The sequence below is a fragment of the Streptomyces viridosporus T7A genome (genome assembly GCF_008704515.1).
Classification (GTDB): Bacteria; Actinomycetota; Actinomycetes; order Streptomycetales; family Streptomycetaceae; genus Streptomyces; species Streptomyces viridosporus.
In genome coordinates, this window is record NZ_CP023700.1 from 2,609,362 (window position 1) to 2,626,896 (window position 17,535).

The following is a 17,535-nucleotide window of genomic DNA, read 5'->3' on the forward strand; positions in this document are numbered from 1 at the left end:
GGGAATGCCCCCACGTGTGATGTAGTGACATGAACTCCATGTCGAATGTCGAACGTCGATGCGATCGGAGAGGGAGAGGCATGCAGACCGGGCCGTCGCGCCGCGCACGCATGCGCGCGGCGCTGGAGCGCGAGGCCAGGGACGAGGCGCGCAGGCTCACGGCCGCGCACGGCGTCGAGGGCCTGAGCCTGTCGGCGGTGGCCCGCGCCGTCGGTGTCTCCCCGCCGGCCCTCTACCGGTACTTCGACGGCAAGAAGGGCCTGGTCCTCGCCGTCTACGAAGACCTGACCGACGAGTTCGTGTCGACCGTCTCGGCGGCCGTCCGGCGCGAGGACCCCGAGGACCTGGGCGCCCAGTTGTACGCCGCCACCCGCGCCGTGCTGGACTGGTCCCTCGGCCACCCCGCCGAGTTCGACCTCCTCATGGGCGCCGGATACGCCCGCCTGGCCACCGAGAGCGCGGTGGACCAGGTCCTCGCGAGGGAGCTGGGCGGCCTCTTCGGGGACCTGTTCACCCGGCTCTGGCAGCGCGGCGGGCTCGACCACCCGGCCGACGACGAGATCGACCCCGCGCTGCGCGCCCAACTGCTCACCTACCGCCGCCTGATCGGCCAGGAGTTCCCGGTCGGCGTCGTCCTGCTCATGGTCACGTGCTGGCGCCAGATCTACGGCCTGCTCTGCATGTCCGTCCACCACCACCTCGCCGCGGCCTTCGGCGACTGCGTCCCGCTCTTCGAGCACATGATCGACGACCTGCTCGCCCTGCTCGGCGTGGAACGCTCACCGGCCCAACGGACGGGTGCCGCCGTCGAGCGGTGAGGCCGGGGCCCGCGTCACCCGTTGGCGTGCCGCGGCGTCCGTTCCCGTCACTCGCCGTCGCCGCCCTGCCTAGCGTGAGCCGCATCGCGAGACGACGCGTACGGCGAAGGGGTGCGGATGTCGGTGGACGGCGGGGCCGTGCGGCCCGCGGGCGAGACGGGGACGGGGACGGACGAACCGGGGTGGGAGGTCGACCCGGACGACGAGTGGGGCGTGGCGGTCGTCGCCACGGTGGGGCGGCAGTTGAGGCTGCGGCGGGAGGCCGTGGGGATGCGGGTCGCCGAGTTCGCGGCGGTGATGAAGTACGGGGAGGACCTCGTCTACAAGATCGAGAGCGGGAAGCGGATCCCCCGGCCCGAGTACCTGGAGAAGGCGGACGAGGTGCTGGGGGCGGGCGGGCTGCTCGCCGCGATGCGGGAGGACGTGGCGAAGATCCGGTACCCGAAGAAGGTGCGGGATCTGGCGCGGCTGGAGGCCCAGGCGGTGGAACTCCTTTCGTACGGCAGCCACAACCTGCACGGTCTCCTTCAGACCGAGGAGTACGCCCGGGCGCTCCTGAGCACGCGGCGGCCGGCGCTGTCGGAGGACGAACTGGAGAGGGCGGTCGCCGCTCGGATGGCACGCAGGGCCGTTTTCGAACGGCGGCCCGCCCCGGAATTGAGCTTCGTGCAGGAGGAAGTGACCCTCCGACGCCCCGTCGGAGGCATGATGGTTCTCCGCAGACAACTCGAACACCTGCTGGAAATGGCGAAGTTGCGGCACGTCGAGATCCAGGTCATGCCGACGGCCCGCGGGGACCATCCTGGAACGGGAGGGCGCATCCAAGTGCTCAAGTTCGCGGACGGCACAGCGGTCGGCCGGGCCGACGACGAGTTCGGCAGCCGTCCCGTCACCGATCCCCGGCACCTGCGGATCCTCGAACTGCGCTATGGCATCATCCGGGCCGAGGCGCTGACCGCACGAGAGTCACTGACCTTCATCGAACAAGCGCTGGGGGAAACATGAACCGCAAGGGCTCGGGCGGAGACGACGTCGATCTGATCTGGTTCAGGAGCAGTTACAGCGACAGCAGCAACCCCAATGACTGCGTCGAGGTCGCCGTGATCCCCGGCTCGGTCCACGTCCGGGACTCCAAGGCTCCCGACGGTCCCCGCCTCACCCTCACCCGGGCCGCGTGGAGCCGCTTCGTGGCGGGTGCGGGTGGGACGGGCGCCGTCTGAGGCCGGGGGCCGTCGTGGGGACGGCCCCCGGTCGGGTCACTGGGCGTAGGTCTCGAACTCGGCCACCCGCGGCGTGCCGTTGGAGCTGGTGATCTCGAAGGTGACCTTCTTCAGCGAGGTCTTGGGGAAGCTGATGACGCCCGCCCCGCTGCCGGAGGTCAGCACGGCACCGGTGTCGCCGTTGAGGACCCGCCAGGAGCCGATGGCGCCCGCGGAGCCCGACGCCTCCCGGATGTTGATCTTGGAGACGCCGGTCGCGGAGCCCCACTTGACCGAGACGGAACCGGTCGAGCCGGACGGCGACCAGTAGGTGCTCATGTTCCCGTCCCGCACGTTGCCGTAGCTCGTGCCGCTCGCCTTGGAGGAACCGTCGGCGCCGGCGCCGGAGCTGAGGCTGAGGTTCGTCCCGCTGGGCGGGGTCGGGTCGGTCGGGGTCGGCGTGGGGTCGGTCGGGGTCGGCGTCGGGGTCGGACCCGGGTTTTGCGGCGTGCAGCTGCCGTCCGAGACCTTCAGGCCCTTGTTGGCGCCCGCCGTCTGGCTCACCACGTTCGGCACGCAGCTCGCCCCGTCGAGGCTGTAGGAGTACGGGATGCTGACGGTGGTGTTGGACTGCGGGTCGGGACCGGCCGGGTTGGTGTCCCCGCTGCGGCCGGACCAGGTCACGTTGTCGAAGATGTTGCCGCTGACCTGCCAGTAGCCGGCCGCGTCGGTGTAGAAGGTGCCGAGGACGTCCTTGGAGTCCTCGAAGTAGTTGTTGTCCACCTTGGCGCGGGCTCCGGCCCGGGAGTTGATGCCGGACTCGTTGAGGTTCTTGTAGTGGTTGTTGTAGATGTGGGCGATGCCGCCGCGCAGCAGGGGTGCGCGGGAGTCGATGTTCTCGTACAGGTTGTGGTGGAACGTCACGTACCCGTTCGAGGTGTCGCTCTCGCTGGAGCCGATGAGGCCGCCGCGACCGGAGTTGCGCAGGATGCTGTAGGACAGGGTCACGTACTGGGTGTTGTCCTTCATGTCGAAGAGGCCGTCGAAGCCCTCCGACTCCCCGCCCGACGCCTCCAGGGTGACGTGGTCGACCCAGACGTTGCGGACGTCGCTCTCCATGCCGATGGCGTCGCCGCCGTTGGACGTGGGTGAGCCGGACTTCTTGACGTTCCGCACGGTCACGTTCTGGATGATGATGTTCCTGGACTCCCGGATGTGGATGCCCAGCTGGTCGAAGACGGCTCCGTTGCCGACCCCGACGATGGTGACGTTGCTGATCTGCTTGAGCTCGATCACACCGGCCGCGGTGTTGCAGCTGCTGCCCGACACCTTGCTGGTGTTGCCGTGGTTGATGGTCCCCTCGACCTGGATGGTGAGGGGGGTGCTGCTGCTGGCCCGGCTGCACAGGGCCTGGTGGATGGCGGTTCCCGTGGTGGCCCGCACCGTCTGGCCGCCCGCGCCGCCGGTGGTTCCGCCGTTCTGGGTCGCGTAACCGGTGGCGCCGGTGGCCGCGGCCGACGCCTGGGACGTCGACAGCGCCACGGTGCCCGCGGCCGCGAGGGCCCCGGTGGCCAGCGCCGCGGAGAGTCGCAGTGCGACTGATCGCCTCATCCTCGCCTCGCCTTTCGTCTTCGCGTGCCGGGCACGCCCCATTTATGGCATGGGCATGTCAGTAGAACGGCCGGAGGGTGGCCGTGCGACCCGGCTCATGGATTGGGAAAGCGCTTTCTGTCTGGTGACAGTAGAGCGACGCGCAAGGGACTGGCAAGGCTCCGCACAGTTACGGAACGTTTCCTTCCGTATTGGGTGGGAGCGCGCCCACGCACCGCCGGCCGCTCACCCCCGTTCCTCGTGCCGTTCGGCCTTTCGCACGGATGTTTCTGGGCACCCGATCGGTATGAGCAGCCCCAGTCCACCCGGGGCACCGTCGCGACGTCTGCCTCCGGCGCCGGAGAGTGCCGCTGCGGCCCGGCGCTTCGTGCGGTCGGTGCTGGACGGGGTTCCCCCCGACACGGTGGACACCGCCGAGCTGCTGGTCGGCGAACTGGTGACCAACGCGGTGATCCACGCGCGCACGGAGACCGAGGTGCGGGCCTGGACCGTCGGGGATCAGGCCCATGTGCGGGTCAGCGACCACCGGCCGGAGCGTGGTCTGGTGCCGCACGACCGCCATCCCTACGCCTGCACCGGGAGGGGTCTGGCCCTGGTGGAGGAACTGGCCACCCACCACGGTGTCCACAGCGGTCAGGGCCGCAAGACCGTCTGGTTCGAAGTGTGGCCCGAGGCACCGGCGCCGCCGGCGTCCGTGTGGGAGATCGTGAAGCCGTCCTCCGGCCGGACCCTGAGCGTGACGCTGAACGACGTTCCGTACGCCCTGTACTGGGCAGCACAGCAGCAGTGGGAGGGGCTGCTGCGCGAGCTGCTCCTCGCCGCGTCCACCATCGACCGGACCGGTGTGCGGCCGGAGGACCTCCTCGTCGCCCAGGACACGAGCAACATGATCTGCGCGTGCATGGCGGCAGCGGTGGAGCAGGAGACCCCCGACACCTCGACGCTCTCCCTGCTGGTGGCGTTCGCGGCGGACGCCGCTCCGGGCGTGGCGGCCCTGCGCCGGGTCCTCGACGAGGCCGACGCGGCGGCCCAGCAGGGGGCCCTGCTCGCCCTCCCGGCCCTTCCGCAGATCCGGGCCTTCCGTCACTGGCTGCTCGACCAGATCGCCGGCCAGCTCGCCGGGGGAGAACCCACCGCGTGGACCCAGGTCCCCCAGGCGCCGAGCACCACCCCCACGGACATGGCCCCCTGGGACGCGAGCGAGGTGGAGGCCTCCGACGTACCGACCGTCGCGGCCGACGACCGCAACCGGATCATCGCGGTGAACAACTCCGCGGCGAACCTGCTGGGCTGGCACCCGCAGGACCTCGTCGGCCGGCGCCTGACCGCGCTGATCCCCGAGCATCTGCGCACACGCCACGTGGCGGCCTTCAGCTCGCTGCTGCTCACCGGCGAGTCCCGCATCCTGGGCCGCTCCATACCGGTTCCCGCACTGCACCGCGACGGCCGGACGATCCCCGTCCGCCTGTCCGTCCAGACCCAGGAGGCGGTCGACGGGCGCACCGTGTTCGTCGCCCACCTCACCACGACGACGGTTCCCCCCGTCCCGCCGCGGGCTCCGCAGGACGACCGGTACGCGACACGGCCGTCACCGAACCCGGCGCAGTTGCCGACCACGCTCAGAAAAGCGAAGGCGGTGATCCCCGAGAAGACGGCGCCGGAGTGGCTGTCCTTGTTCGCCGACACCGGCAGGGCGCTGACCAGCACCCTCGATCTGGACGAGAGGCTGCGGCGGGTGTGCCACGTCCTGACCCGGCGCCTGGCCGACTGGTGCACGGTGGGGCTTCTCGACGAGCACGGACAGGTGGAGTGGCTCCACATCGTCCACCGCGATCCCCGGGTGCGGATCTCCGATGTGCACCTCGACCGGCTCTCCCTCGCGTCCAGGTCGGCGCGGGGGCCCCTCCCCCGGGTGCTGCGCGGCGCGGGTCCCCTGCTGATCACCGACATCCCCTCGGTCGGCCAGGCCCGGAGCCCTCTGGACGCCCGGCTGCTGGAGCTGACGGAGCAGTTGGGGGGAAGCAGTGCCGTCATCGCTCCGCTGCGCGCCCAGCGGAAGGTCTTCGGCGTCCTGTCCCTGGTCCGCGCCCAGGACGAGCACCCGTTCGTCAAGGAGGACGTCCCCCTGATCGCGGACCTGGTCCGCGGCATCGCCCTCGGGGTCGACAACGCCCTCCTGCACCAGTACACCCACTCCAACGCCGAACACCTCCAGCGTGCCCTGCTGCCCGAACTCCCCCGGGTCGAGCACCTGGAGCTGACCGCCCGCTACATCCCCTCCAGCACCACCGCCGAGATCGGCGGGGACTGGTACGACGCCTTCGTCCTGCCCAACGGCGACACCGTGCTGGTCATCGGCGACGTGACAGGCCACGACCTGCAGGCCGCCGTCTCCATGAGCACCCCGCGCAGCATGCTGCGCGGTATCGCCGTCGACCGCCAGGAACCTCCCGGCGACGTCCTGCGCCGTCTGGACCTCGCGAGCCACACGCTCTCCCCGCAGTCCACCGCCACCTGCGCCTACGCCCTGCTCAGGAGCAGCAGCGACCCGGGGGACCTGCACCACTCCTCCGCCGGTCACCTGCCGCCCCTCCTGACCACCCGGGAGGGCGACACCCGCTATCTGGACGCGGGCAGGGGCCTGCTGATCGGCATGGACCCCGACCTGCCCCGCCCCTCCGCCCACGACCGGCTGCCACCCGGCTCCACCCTGCTGTTCTTCACCGACGGCCTCATCGAACGCCGCGGAGAGTCCCTCGACGACGCCATGGCCCGGCTGCGCCGGTACACCGCCGGCCAGGCACGCAAACCCCTCGACGTCTTCTGCGACGAGCTGATCATCGAGTTCGGCACCGACAACACCGACGACATCGCCCTGCTCGCCCTGCGCCCCACCCCACCCACCTGACCCGCGCCGGGCGGGCCCCGCCCCTCCTCGGCCCGGTGAGACACGGCGAGGGGCCGGCGGTCCACGACCACCGGCCCCTCGCTCCGCCGCACCGGCGGGAACCCGCTCCGACCGGCGCCTACCGCACCGGCAGGTTCTTGCGCAGTTCGAAGGCGGTGACCTCGGAGCGGTACTCCTCCCCCTCCTGCTTCTTGTTGCGCAGGAAGTGGTGCAGCCCGGGAGCCGGGGCTTCGGCGCGGTCGGCGGGCGTCCGTTTCGTGACCCCTTGCGGTGAGGGGAGCGCGAGCGGACGATTCCCGCCTCACGTCCATTGCGCCTCGGCGGCCTGCGCCTCCGCGCACCGGCCGTCGTCCTCGATCTGGCCCCGTGCGCGGTGGCGGACCGGCAGCGCACCCCGCGCCACGGCGACCTGGCGCAACCTCGCGGTCGGCGCCCTGCGACTGAACGGCGCGAAGAGCATCGCCTCCGGCCGTCGCCGCAGGCGCGTGACGCCCGCCGACCCCTCACGCTCCCCGACCTCGCCCGAGCGCGAGGTGGACGTCACTCGACCACTCCGAAGCCCTGAGGGCTGTCGCGGAACAACCTCAGGATTTGATCTCGGTCAGGCGGGCTGTCTCGCGAGGTCATCGAGTGGAACGGCGCTTCGGCGTTCGTGAGTTGTTTTCCGACGGCTCCCCGAGCCGCTCAGGGGTCGACCGGGTCCGGCGCATGCGTTCTCGGCGTTCTCGGCGTTCTCTCAGGCCGAGACGAGAGGTGACGCCGCCTCAGATGGTCGGGGTGTCGTCAACGATCGGCCGGTGAATCTCAACGACCGGCTTCCACCCCGCGGAGAACTCGATGAAGTCCGCACGGGTGGGGTAGGTGTCGATCGCGCGACGGTCACGCTTGGGGCTGTCGCTCCCCTTGCGCCCCCGGGGAATCTGCTCCTCGAAGATGTCGACCTTCACGTCGGGAACCTCCTTGAGGCCCTGGCGCCAGATCTGCACGATGTCGGCGCCGAACGCCTGCCGGACCGCAGCGTAAAGGGCCGTGAGGGACCCCTTGTCCCCACCAGGGACGAAAAGCGCCAGGTCCAGCACGACACCGGCGGACTGGAGGACCTCGATGGTCACCGAGCCGTTCTCGTCGGCCAAGTAGATTCCGGCTTCATTCTCGTCGTCGGGAAGGCAGGAGACCTCTTCCTGGAATACGGTTCTCGCCGTGATCGAGCCGCCCTCGAAATCCTCACCGGGCTTGGTCAGAAAAGCAGGGACATAGCAGTCGGGAAGTTTGAGTTCTGCCGTGTCGGCGGAAACGAAGACCCTGTCCTGCACGCCGAGCTTCGTCACCTCTTCCAGCGAGAGGCGGCGAGCGGCGATCTTCTCCGTGTTCACGATTTCCCTTTCAGGTCGCACTGTCCCTCCGAGTATGGACGCTACCACGAAACCCTGAGGTCAACTGCCCAGTAATCTTTGGGTAGATGACCTCCGATGACCTGCACGGGAGGATATTGAAGCGAGTGCCACTCGGTCGGGAACACGCATCCGCCAGGCAGTATCCCTCGCCATGGTGTTGGGGATCAACTGACGATTGCATTTCGGTGCGTTGGGTAGCATGGAGGAACTAAAAGAGAGTTTACGACAGATATCACCCATATCACCTTCGGGGAGGTGGCGGCGAGGTGAGGCGATCCATTCGTCGTGCATCTCGAAGAGCGCAGCGGAAACCAACCGGATGGTCGTCCGACAACGCACCAACGGAGACCCCCGCCGGCAACATCCGGATGGAGCGCGAACCGGCAGTCGCGTACTACCGCGCCCTCTTCGGTCAGGACTTCGGCGCAGTCGGCTGACGCCCGGCTGCTGACGCCTCGCCATGTCGGGCGGGGTTCGGTACACCGCCGAGCAGGCCGGCCCGGCTCAGCTCGCCCGGCTGGTCCGAGGGCACTGGACCGTCGAGGCCCCGCACCACGCCAGGGACGTCACCTTCGCCGAGGACGCCTCCCGGCTGCGGACCGGAAACACCCCCAGAGCGATGGCCACCCGCAGGAACCTCGCGATCGGAGCCCTCCGTCTGACCGGCGCCCGCACCATCGCCTCCGGCCTCCGAAGGGCAGCCCGAGACCGGACCCGGCCCCTTGCCCTTCTCGGCCTCACATGATCAAAACGGACGGCATCGCACCACGCCGAAGCCCGGAGAGCGTCACCAGGCTGCCCGGGAACACGGCACGCACGCCCTCAGGTACTTCTACGCGTCCGTCCTGCCGGACGCCGGCGAGGACGTCAAAGCGTTGAGCGCCCACCTCGGTCACGGCGATCCGGGGTTCACGCTCCGGGTCTGCACGCACCTCGTGCCGAGCGGCGACGCCCCGGGCCCGGAAGGCCGTGGACGGCCTGTACGAGGGCGCCGATCCGGCGCCGGACGGCCCAGGGGCGGCCCAGGACCAGTGAGACGCCACGGGGCCGACGGTCCGCGACCGTCGGCCCCGTCCGCTGAACCAGCGGGATGCCTGTTCTGACCTGCCCTTACAGCACCGGCAGGTTCTTGCGCAGCTCGAAGGCGGTGACCTCGGAGCGGTACTCCTCCCACTCCTGCTTCTTGTTGCGCAGGAAGAAGTCGAAGACGTGCTCGCCGAGGGTCTCGGCGACCAGGTCGCTGCGCTCCATCAGGGTCAGGGACTCGCCCAGGTTCTGGGGCAGGGGCTCGATGCCCAGGGCGCGGCGCTCGGCGTCCGAGAGGGCCCAGACGTCGTCCTCGGCGCCCGGCGGGAGTTCGTAGCCCTCCTCGACGCCCTTGAGGCCGGCGGCCAGCAGGACGGCGTAGGTCAGGTAGGGGTTGGCGCCGGAGTCGATGGAGCGGACCTCCACGCGCGCGGAGCCGGTCTTGCCGGGCTTGTACATCGGGACGCGGACCAGGGCCGAGCGGTTGTTGTGGCCCCAGCAGATGTACGAGGGGGCCTCGCCGCCGGCGCCGGCGGTGCGCTCGGAGCCGCCCCAGATGCGCTTGTAGGAGTTGACCCACTGGTTGGTGACCGCGGAGATCTCCGCCGCGTGCCGCAGCAGGCCCGCGATGAAGGAGCGGCCGACCTTGGAGAGCTGGTACTCGGCGCCGGACTCGTAGAAGGCGTTCCGGTCGCCCTCGAAGAGCGAGAGGTGCGTGTGCATGCCGGAGCCGGGGTGCTCGGAGAAGGGCTTGGGCATGAAGGTCGCCTGGACGCCCTGCTCCAGCGCCACCTGCTTCATCACCAGGCGGAACGTCATGATGTTGTCGGCCGTGGAGAGGGCGTCGGCGTAGCGGAGGTCGATCTCCTGCTGGCCGGGGGCGCCCTCGTGGTGGGAGAACTCCACCGAGATGCCCATGGACTCCAGCATGGTGATCGCCTGGCGGCGGAAGTCCATGCCGACGTTCTGCGGGGTGTGGTCGAAGTACCCGGAGTTGTCCGCGGGGGTCGGGCGGCTGCCGTCGACCGGCTTGTCCTTCAGCAGGAAGAACTCGATCTCCGGGTGGGTGTAGAAGGTGAAGCCCTGGTCGGAGGCGCGGGCCAGCGCGCGCTTGAGGACGTAGCGCGGGTCGGCGAAGGACGGGGAGCCGTCCGGCATGAGGATGTCGCAGAACATGCGGGCCGTGCCGGGGGCCTCCGCGCGCCAGGGCAGGATCTGGAAGGTCGACGGGTCCGGCTTGGCGATCATGTCGGACTCGTACACCCGCGCGAAGCCCTCGATGGCGGAGCCGTCGAAGCCGATGCCCTCGTCGAACGCCTGCTCCAGCTCGGCCGGGGCGACGGCCACGGACTTCAGGAAGCCCAGCACGTCGGTGAACCACAGGCGCACGAACCGGATGTCGCGCTCCTCCAACGTCCGGAGCACGAACTCCTGCTGCTTGTCCATCTTCCGCTTCCCCATCCTTGCCGGTCGGGCCACCCGTCCCTCCCGGACCACGGGAGACGGCCGGGCACTCGAGCATCCCACCACACCAGCGTTTCACACGCGTTGCCGACCTCGGGCGGCCGACCGGCCGCGGCCCGAACGCCCGCCCGCGGCGGTGTGCCGCTCCGCCGCCCATCCTGCCCGTTCGGACCGGCATCCGTAACACCCGGCCCGCCGCCCCGCCGCCCTCCGGCCCCCTCGAGACCCACCCCCCTTTAATTGGTATTCCAGATGCAAGTTTTAATGGGGGCGCTGGCATCCGAGCAACGAGGAGACCCGATGCTGTCCGAGCAGTCCGCCGCCACCGTCCGCGCCACCCTCCCCGCCGTCGGCGCGTCCCTCGGCGAGATCACCGAGCGCTTCTACTCCGGGATGTTCGCCGCCCACCCCGAACTGCTGCGCGACCTGTTCAACCGCGGCAACCAGGCCGTCGGCACCCAGCGCCAGGCCCTGGCGGGGTCCATCGCGGCCTTCGCCACGCACCTGCTGGACCACCCGGACCGGCGGCCCGACGCGATGCTGGGGCGCATCGCCCACAAGCACGCCTCCCTCGGCATCACCCCGGACCAGTACGCGATCGTCCACGAGCACCTGTTCGCCGCCATCGCCGGCGTGCTGGGCGAGGCCGTCACCCCCGAGGTCGCCGCCGCCTGGGACGAGGTCTACTGGCTGATGGCGAACGCCCTGATCGCCCTCGAGAAGCGGCTCCACGAGGAGCGCGGCGGACACCGGTGGCGGGCCTGGGAGGTGGTCGAGCGGATCACCGAGACCGCCGACGTCGCGACCTTCCGGCTGCGCCCGGTCGACGGCGGCCCGGTGCGCGCCTTCCGCGCGGGGCAGTACGTCTCCGTCCGCGTCGCCCTCGCGGACGGCGCCCGGCAGATACGGCAGTACAGCCTCTCCGGGGCGCCCGGCCCCGACGAGCGGCAGTTCAGCGTCAAGCGCGTGCGCGAGGAGTCGGCGCCCGACGGCGAGGTGTCCCACCACCTGCACGCGCAGGTGCGGGCCGGTGACGTCCTGGAGCTGTCCGAGGCCTACGGCGACCTGGTGATCGACGCCGACACGGACACCCCCCTGCTGCTGGCCTCCGCCGGGATCGGCGTGACCCCGATCACCGCGATGCTGGCGCACCTCGCCGAGAGCGGGCACCGCGCCCCGGTCACCGTCGTGCACGGCGACCGCTCCCCCGCCGACCACGCCCTGCGCACGGACCACGAGGCGTTCGCGGCCAAGCTGGCGGACGCGACCGTGCACCTCTGGTACGAGCAGGACGCCCCCGCGGGCACCCGCACCGGCTACGTCGACCTGACCCCCGTGCCGGTCGTCCCGGGCACCCGCGCCTACCTGTGCGGCCCGCTGCCGTTCATGCGGGCGGTGCGTGAGCAGCTGATCGCCAAGGGCGTGGCGCCGGCCGACATCCACTACGAGGTGTTCGGTCCCGACCTGTGGCTGGCCAAGCAGGACTGAGCCGAGGACGGCGGGACCCCCGCGGCCGTCCCGGAGGGTGTCAGGCGCTCCCCTGGCGGACCCGCGGGACGCCGAGCAGGAGCGGACCCGTCGGGTCCGCGGCGAGGTCCGCCACCGTGATCGGGTCCAGCGAGGCGAAGAACGCCTCCTGGGCCCGGCGCAGCGCGCCGCGCAGGCGGCAGTCCGAGCGCAGCGGGCAGGGGGCGGTGGCGGAGCCGCCCTCGCAGTCGACGACGTCGCCCTCGCCCTCGAAGGCGCGGACCAGGGCGCCCACGGAGGCCCCGCGCCCCTTCTCCGTGAGGGTCAGGCCACCGCCGCGGCCGCGCCGGGCGGTGAGCAGCCCCCGGTGCCGGAGGTCGGCGACGACCTTCGCGGCGTGGGTGTAGGGCACGTCCATGGCCGCCGCGACGTCCCGCGTCGTCGGCTGGGAGCCGCCGGCCACGGCGAGGCGCATGAGGACCCGCAGGGCCAGGTCGGTGGAGCGCAGCAGCCGCATACCGGGCAGGGTAGGTAATCGGCATCCCGGCTTCAAATATGAGGTCGCGCGGACGGGCGCGGTGGAGGACCTCGGCCGCGGAGCGCGGTCCGGGCGCCCGGGCGGCCGGTGGTTCCACCCGGACGATCCGCTCGTCCGCCGCGGGCGGGCACCGCCGGCCGCCCCCGTCGTCCCGCAGGGGCGGCCGGGGTCCAGCGGTCGCCGGGGTCCACATCCGGTCATTCCCGTCGCCCTCTACGACTCGCCCGGTTTCCCCATTACGATCAGCTCACCCGTTCGTCCCACCATCCTCCGGAGGGCACTCCCCCATGGGTTCCGCCAAGAAGAGCAGTGCGGCACGTACGGCACGGATAGAGGAGATGCGGCGCGCGGAGCAGACCCGTGAGCGCCGCAACCGGATCCTCGCCATCACCGCCGGGGTGGTGGCGGTCACCGGGCTCGTGGTCGGCAGCGTGGTCCTGATCCAGTCGCAGTCGGACGACGGCGACAGCGCGGCGGCCGACACGAAGGCCGCCGACGGCCGCTTCGTCACCGGTGCGGACGGGGTGCGCAAGTGGGAGGGGACGCTGGGCCGCGACCACGTCACCAAGTCGGTGACGTACCCGGTCTCGCCCCCGGTCGGCGGGGACCACAACCCGGTCTGGATGAACTGCGACGGGAACGTCTACACCGACGAGATCGACAACACCAACGCCGTCCACTCGCTGGAGCACGGCGCGGTGTGGGTGACCTACGACGACCGGGCCGACGAGGCGGACGTCGAGGCGCTCGCGGCGAAGGTGAAGAAGACGCCGTACACCCTGATGAGCCCGGTCGACGGCCAGAAGGACCCGATCATGCTCACGGCCTGGGGTCACCAGCGCACGGTGACCGGGGCGGACGACCCCGCCGTCGACGCGTTCCTCCAGAAGTTCGTCCAGGGCGAGCAGACGCCCGAGCCGGGTGCCGCCTGCACCGGCGGGCTGAACGGATGAGGCAGGCCGGGCTGGTCGCGGGGGCCGCGGTGCTCGCGCTCCTCGCGGCCGGTGCGATCAGCTACGCGGTCGCCGGGGACGAGGGAACGGACCGGACCCCTTCCGCCGACTCCGCGGACGCCGGGTTCGCCCGGGACATGGCCGTGCACCACCAGCAGGCCGTCGAGATGTCGTACCTCGTGCGGGACCGGACGGACGACGAGGAGGTCCGGCGGCTCGCCTACGACATCGCCCAGACGCAGGCCAACCAGCGGGGCATGATGCTGGGCTGGCTCGACCTGTGGGAACTGCCGAAGGTGTCCGCCGATCCTCCGATGACGTGGATGGGCATGGGGGACGCGGCCTCCGGCGAGGACGGCGCGTTGATGCCGGGGATGGCGACCGACGCCGAGATGGAGCGGCTGGGGACGCTGGAGGGGAAGCAGGCGGAGGTCTTCTACCTCCAGCTCATGACGGACCACCACAAGGGCGGGGTCCACATGGCGCAGGGGTGTGTCCACGCGTGCGAGGTCCGGGTGGAGAAGCGGCTCGCCCGGGGCATGGTGGAGGCGCAGGAGTCGGAGATCGGGCTGATGACGGAGATGCTGCGGGAGCGGGGGGCGGCGCCCCGGCCGTAGGGGGCCGGAGCGGCGTGGTCCGGTGCGGCGTGGTTCGGCCCGGTGTGGTTCGGCGCGGTTCGGCCCGGCCCGGTTCGGTCCGTACGGTGCCCGTCCCTCTCCGTACGGCGCCCGTCCTTCACATCGTGTCGCTTTGACGATTACGGTGATTACACTGGGTCCGTGCCTCAACTACGTCTCGCCCTGAATCAGATCGACTCGCGCGTCGGTGACCTCGACGGCAACACCGAAACGATCCTCCGCTGGACCCGGCACTCCGCCGAGCGGGGAGCCCATCTGGTGGCGTTCCCGGAGATGGTGCTGACCGGGTATCCCGTCGAGGACCTCGCCCTCAGGTCGTCCTTCGTGGAGGCCTCCCGCGCGGCCCTGCGCTCGCTCGCCGCGCGGCTCGCCGAGGAGGGCTTCGGGGAGCTCCCGGTGGTCGTCGGCTACCTCGACCGCAGTGCGGCCGCCCAGCCGAAGTACGGACAGCCGGCGGGCGCGCCGCAGAACGCCGGCGCCGTGCTGTACGGCGGCGAGGTGGTGCTGGCCTTCGCCAAGCACCACCTGCCGAACTACGGGGTCTTCGACGAGTTCCGGTACTTCGTGCCGGGCGACACCATGCCGGTGGTGCGGGTGCACGGCGTCGACGTCGCCCTCGCCATCTGCGAGGACCTGTGGCAGGACGGGGGGCGGGTGCCCGCGGCCCGGTCCGCCGGGGCCGGACTGCTCCTGTCGATCAACGCCTCGCCGTACGAGCGCGAGAAGGACGACACCCGGCTGGAGCTCGTGCGCAAGCGGGCGCAGGAGGCCGGGTGCACGACCGCCTACCTCGCGATGACGGGCGGGCAGGACGAGCTCGTCTTCGACGGGGACTCGATCGTCGTCGACCGCGACGGTGCGGTCGTGACGCGTGCGCCGCAGTTCACCGAGGGGTGTTTCGTGGTCGACCTCGACCTGCCCGCCGCCGCGGCCGACGCGCCGACGGGCACCGTCGACGACGGGCTGCGGATCGACCGGGTCGTGCTGTCCGAGGCGCCGCTGCCCGCGTACGAGCCGGAGCAGGCCGGCGAGTGCGCGGAGCGGCTCGACGACGACGAGGAGGTGTACTCCGCGCTGGTCGTCGGGCTTCGGGCGTACGTCGAGAAGAACGGCTTCGAGTCCGTGCTGATCGGGTTGTCCGGGGGCATCGACTCGGCGCTCGTCGCCGCGATCGCCTGCGACGCGGTGGGGGCGGAGAACGTGTACGGCGTGTCGATGCCGTCGAAGTACTCGTCCGGGCACTCGAGGGACGACGCGGCGGAGCTGGCGCGGCGGACCGGGCTGAACTACCGGACGGTGGCCATCGAGCCGATGTTCGACGCGTACATGGGGGCGCTGGGGCTGACGGGGCTCGCGGAGGAGAACCTGCAGTCCCGGCTGCGGGGGACGCTGCTGATGGCGCTCTCCAACCAGGAGGGGCACATCGTGCTGGCTCCGGGGAACAAGTCGGAGCTGGCCGTGGGGTACTCGACGCTCTACGGGGACTCCGTGGGGGCGTACGGGCCCATCAAGGACGTCTACAAGACGTCGGTGTTCCGGCTGGCGCGGTGGCGGAACCGGGCGGCGCAGGAGCGGGGGGAGACGCCGCCGATCCCGGAGAACTCGATCAGCAAGCCGCCGAGCGCCGAGCTGCGGCCGGGGCAGGTCGACACGGACTCGCTGCCGGACTACCCGGTGCTGGACGCGATCCTGGAGCTGTACGTGGACCGGGACCGGGGGGCGGACGAGATCGTCGCGGCCGGGTTCGACCGGGAGCTGGTGGCGAAGACGCTGCGGATGGTGGACCGGGCGGAGTACAAGCGGCGGCAGTACCCGCCGGGGACGAAGATCTCGCCGAAGGGGTTCGGGAAGGACCGGCGACTGCCGATCACCAACGGGTGGCGGGAGCAGGCGCCTGCGGCGGGCTGAGCAGAGGGGGCGTGTGCCTGCTGTCTGCGGCTCGTTCTCGGGCGCGGGTGCGTGGGGGTGCGCGTGGTGATGCCTGCGGCGCACCTTTCGGCCGGGTGGGGGCGGGCGTAGCGCCCCCGGTCGTGGTGGGGTCGGGGCCGCGTCGGGGGTGTCCGTCCTCGGTCCGGCGCGAGAACGGTGACGTGTCGGCGCGCGGTGGGAAACGCGCCGGCCGCTGCGGGCGGACACCCCCGCCCCGTCCCCTTCCCGCCGCGGGCGGGTGCCGGCGCCCACCGCCGTTCCCGGTTCCCGCCGTACGCGGGTGCCGGATGCCCGTCGTCCCCGGGGCCCGCCGTCGACGGCCGTCGTCGTTCCCGGGGCCCGGCGGGGCGGCCGTGGGTCAGTCGTCCGGTGCGGTGATCTTCACGCGGGCCGCGATGGGCAGGTGGTCGCTGGCCGTCGCCGGGAGGGTCCACGAGCTCTCCGGCTCGGCGCCCTTGACCATGATCTGGTCGATCCGCGCCATCGGGAACGAGGCCGGCCAGCTGAAGCCGAAGCCGCTGCCCACGGCGCCCTGCGTGGAGCGCATCTGGGAGGTGACGGCGTGCAGGGCGCGGTCGTTCATCGTGCCGTTCAGGTCGCCGAGCAGGACGATGTTCTTCAGGGGCTCCGCGGCGATGGCCTCGCCCAGGGCGTTCGCGCTCTTGTCGCGCTGGCGGGCCGTGAAGCCGGCCGCCAGCTTCACCCGGACCGAGGGGAGGTGGGCGACGTAGACCGCGACCTGTCCGGCGGGGGCGGTCACCGTGGCGCGCATCGCGCGCTTCCAGCCGAGGCGGATGTCGACGGCCTGCACGTCGCTCAGCGGGTACTTGCTCCACAGGCCGACCGTGCCGACCACCGCGTGGTGCGGGTAGGTCGCCGCCAGCGCCTTCTCGTAGGTGGGGACCTCCGAGGCCCTCAGCTCCTCCAGGGCCAGGACGTCCGCGCCCGCGGCGGCCACGTCGCGGGCGGTGCCGGCCGGGTCCGGGTTCTGGGCGTTGACGTTGTGCGTGGCCACCGTGAGGTCGCCGCCGGGGGCGGTCTTGTCGGTGAGCAGCCCGCCGAAGAGGTTCAGCCAGACCATCGCGGGCAGGACCGTCGCGACCAGCGCCGTCGCCGACTTGCGGAACAGGGCCAGCAGCAGCAGGAGCGGGACGAACAGGCCCAGCCAGGGCAGGAAGGTCTCCAGGAGGCTGCCCAGGTTGCCCACCCGGTTCGGGATGTGGGCGTGGGCCAGCATGACCAGGGACAGCAGGGCCGCGCACGCGGCCAGGACCAGGCCCCGGCGCCAGATGCGGCGGTCGCCGCGCCAGCCCCTGGTCAGGCGGTCGAGCAGACGCCGAAGCCGGGATGTCCGGCGCTCGGGACCCGAGCCGCCGGTGTCCGTCTCCGTCATGTACGCCTGTTGCGCCATACCGTTGCCTCACAACTTGCTGTGCATACCGTCTCCCCGTGTCCGTACGACCCTAGGGGATGATCGGTTGCTTTCCTGCCGTACGGGGGCGAGGACGTGCGGTGCCGCTCGAGGAGTTCCGGACGGGGGCACGGAAAGCGTCCTCTGTGACGAAACGCGCACATCGGGACGGCCGCCGG

The 17,535-nt window shown here is 71.3% G+C and carries 15 protein-coding genes and 1 pseudogene; 9 read left to right on the plus strand and 7 right to left on the minus strand.

Going from position 1 to position 17,535, the window contains the following annotated elements:
* Nucleotides 1–80 precede the first annotated feature (80 nt).
* The 3 genes from CP969_RS12220 (at nt 81) to CP969_RS12230 (ending at nt 2,038) form a co-directional block, all read left to right on the plus strand.
* Nucleotides 81–818 carry a TetR/AcrR family transcriptional regulator gene (locus tag CP969_RS12220; protein ID WP_016826583.1) on the plus strand — a complete coding sequence of 246 codons (738 nt, stop codon included), beginning with the start codon at nt 81–83 and terminating at the stop codon, nt 816–818.
* Nucleotides 819–935: 117 nt separating this feature from the next.
* Nucleotides 936–1,823, plus strand: coding sequence for a helix-turn-helix domain-containing protein (locus CP969_RS12225; RefSeq protein WP_016826582.1), 888 nt, complete (start codon nt 936–938; stop codon nt 1,821–1,823).
* Nucleotides 1,820–2,038: a DUF397 domain-containing protein gene (locus tag CP969_RS12230; RefSeq protein ID WP_016826581.1), complete on the plus strand. Its 219-nt coding sequence runs from the start codon at nt 1,820–1,822 to the stop codon at nt 2,036–2,038. The genes CP969_RS12225 and CP969_RS12230 overlap by 4 nt, the downstream gene beginning before the upstream one ends.
* Before the next feature lie 36 nt (nt 2,039–2,074).
* Here the strand turns inward: CP969_RS12230 and CP969_RS12235 are convergent, their stop codons facing one another.
* Complete coding sequence (locus CP969_RS12235; protein WP_016826580.1) at nt 2,075–3,628, minus strand: pectate lyase family protein; 1,554 nt, start codon at nt 3,626–3,628, stop codon at nt 2,075–2,077.
* Nucleotides 3,629–3,914: 286 nt separating this feature from the next.
* Here CP969_RS12235 and CP969_RS12240 point away from each other — a divergent pair, with 286 nt between their 5' ends.
* On the plus strand, nt 3,915–6,536 hold the full coding sequence (locus tag CP969_RS12240; protein ID WP_223887071.1) for a SpoIIE family protein phosphatase: 2,622 nt from the start codon (nt 3,915–3,917) through the stop codon (nt 6,534–6,536).
* A gap of 118 nt (nt 6,537–6,654) precedes the next feature.
* On the opposite strand, the pseudogene CP969_RS34610 reads toward CP969_RS12240, so the two are convergent.
* From CP969_RS34610 to CP969_RS12255, 3 genes and pseudogenes are all read right to left on the minus strand, one after another.
* Nucleotides 6,655–6,741, minus strand: a pseudogene (locus CP969_RS34610) (glutamine synthetase); the annotation flags it as partial.
* 96 nt (nt 6,742–6,837) lie between these two features.
* Nucleotides 6,838–7,080: a hypothetical protein gene (locus CP969_RS12250; RefSeq protein ID WP_016826578.1), complete on the minus strand. Its 243-nt coding sequence runs from the start codon at nt 7,078–7,080 to the stop codon at nt 6,838–6,840.
* A gap of 220 nt (nt 7,081–7,300) precedes the next feature.
* On the minus strand, nt 7,301–7,909 hold the full coding sequence (locus CP969_RS12255; RefSeq protein WP_016826577.1) for a hypothetical protein: 609 nt from the start codon (nt 7,907–7,909) through the stop codon (nt 7,301–7,303).
* 481 nt (nt 7,910–8,390) lie between these two features.
* On the opposite strand from CP969_RS12255, the gene CP969_RS12265 reads away from it, so the two are divergent.
* On the plus strand, nt 8,391–8,675 hold the full coding sequence (locus CP969_RS12265) for a transposase (RefSeq protein ID WP_016826576.1): 285 nt from the start codon (nt 8,391–8,393) through the stop codon (nt 8,673–8,675).
* A 365-nt stretch (nt 8,676–9,040) separates the two neighbouring features.
* Here the strand turns inward: CP969_RS12265 and glnA are convergent, their stop codons facing one another.
* A complete protein-coding gene (gene glnA, locus CP969_RS12275; RefSeq protein ID WP_004988941.1) occupies nt 9,041–10,402 on the minus strand; it encodes a type I glutamate--ammonia ligase in 1,362 nt (453 codons plus the stop codon).
* Nucleotides 10,403–10,720: 318 nt separating this feature from the next.
* Here glnA and CP969_RS12285 point away from each other — a divergent pair, with 318 nt between their 5' ends.
* The gene (locus CP969_RS12285; protein ID WP_016826575.1) at nt 10,721–11,908 is read left to right on the plus strand and encodes a globin domain-containing protein; all 1,188 of its coding nucleotides are present in this window, start codon (nt 10,721–10,723) and stop codon (nt 11,906–11,908) included.
* 40 nt (nt 11,909–11,948) lie between these two features.
* On the opposite strand, the gene CP969_RS12290 is transcribed toward CP969_RS12285, so the two are convergent.
* The gene (locus CP969_RS12290; protein ID WP_004988939.1) at nt 11,949–12,404 is read right to left on the minus strand and encodes an RrF2 family transcriptional regulator; all 456 of its coding nucleotides are present in this window, start codon (nt 12,402–12,404) and stop codon (nt 11,949–11,951) included.
* Between the two features lie 308 nt (nt 12,405–12,712).
* On the opposite strand from CP969_RS12290, the gene CP969_RS12295 reads away from it, so the two are divergent.
* The 3 genes from CP969_RS12295 (at nt 12,713) to CP969_RS12305 (ending at nt 15,924) form a co-directional block, all read left to right on the plus strand.
* Entirely contained in the window at nt 12,713–13,378 is a 666-nt protein-coding gene (locus tag CP969_RS12295) for a DUF3105 domain-containing protein (RefSeq protein ID WP_004988938.1), read from the plus strand.
* Complete coding sequence (locus tag CP969_RS12300) at nt 13,375–13,995, plus strand: DUF305 domain-containing protein (RefSeq protein ID WP_016826573.1); 621 nt, start codon at nt 13,375–13,377, stop codon at nt 13,993–13,995. Before CP969_RS12295 ends, CP969_RS12300 begins: the two co-directional genes overlap by 4 nt.
* Nucleotides 13,996–14,157: 162 nt before the next feature.
* Complete coding sequence (locus tag CP969_RS12305) at nt 14,158–15,924, plus strand: NAD+ synthase (RefSeq protein ID WP_016826572.1); 1,767 nt, start codon at nt 14,158–14,160, stop codon at nt 15,922–15,924.
* Nucleotides 15,925–16,303: 379 nt separating this feature from the next.
* Here the strand turns inward: CP969_RS12305 and CP969_RS12310 are convergent, their stop codons facing one another.
* A complete protein-coding gene (locus CP969_RS12310; RefSeq protein ID WP_004988935.1) occupies nt 16,304–17,356 on the minus strand; it encodes an endonuclease/exonuclease/phosphatase family protein in 1,053 nt (350 codons plus the stop codon).
* Nucleotides 17,357–17,535 lie beyond the last annotated feature (179 nt).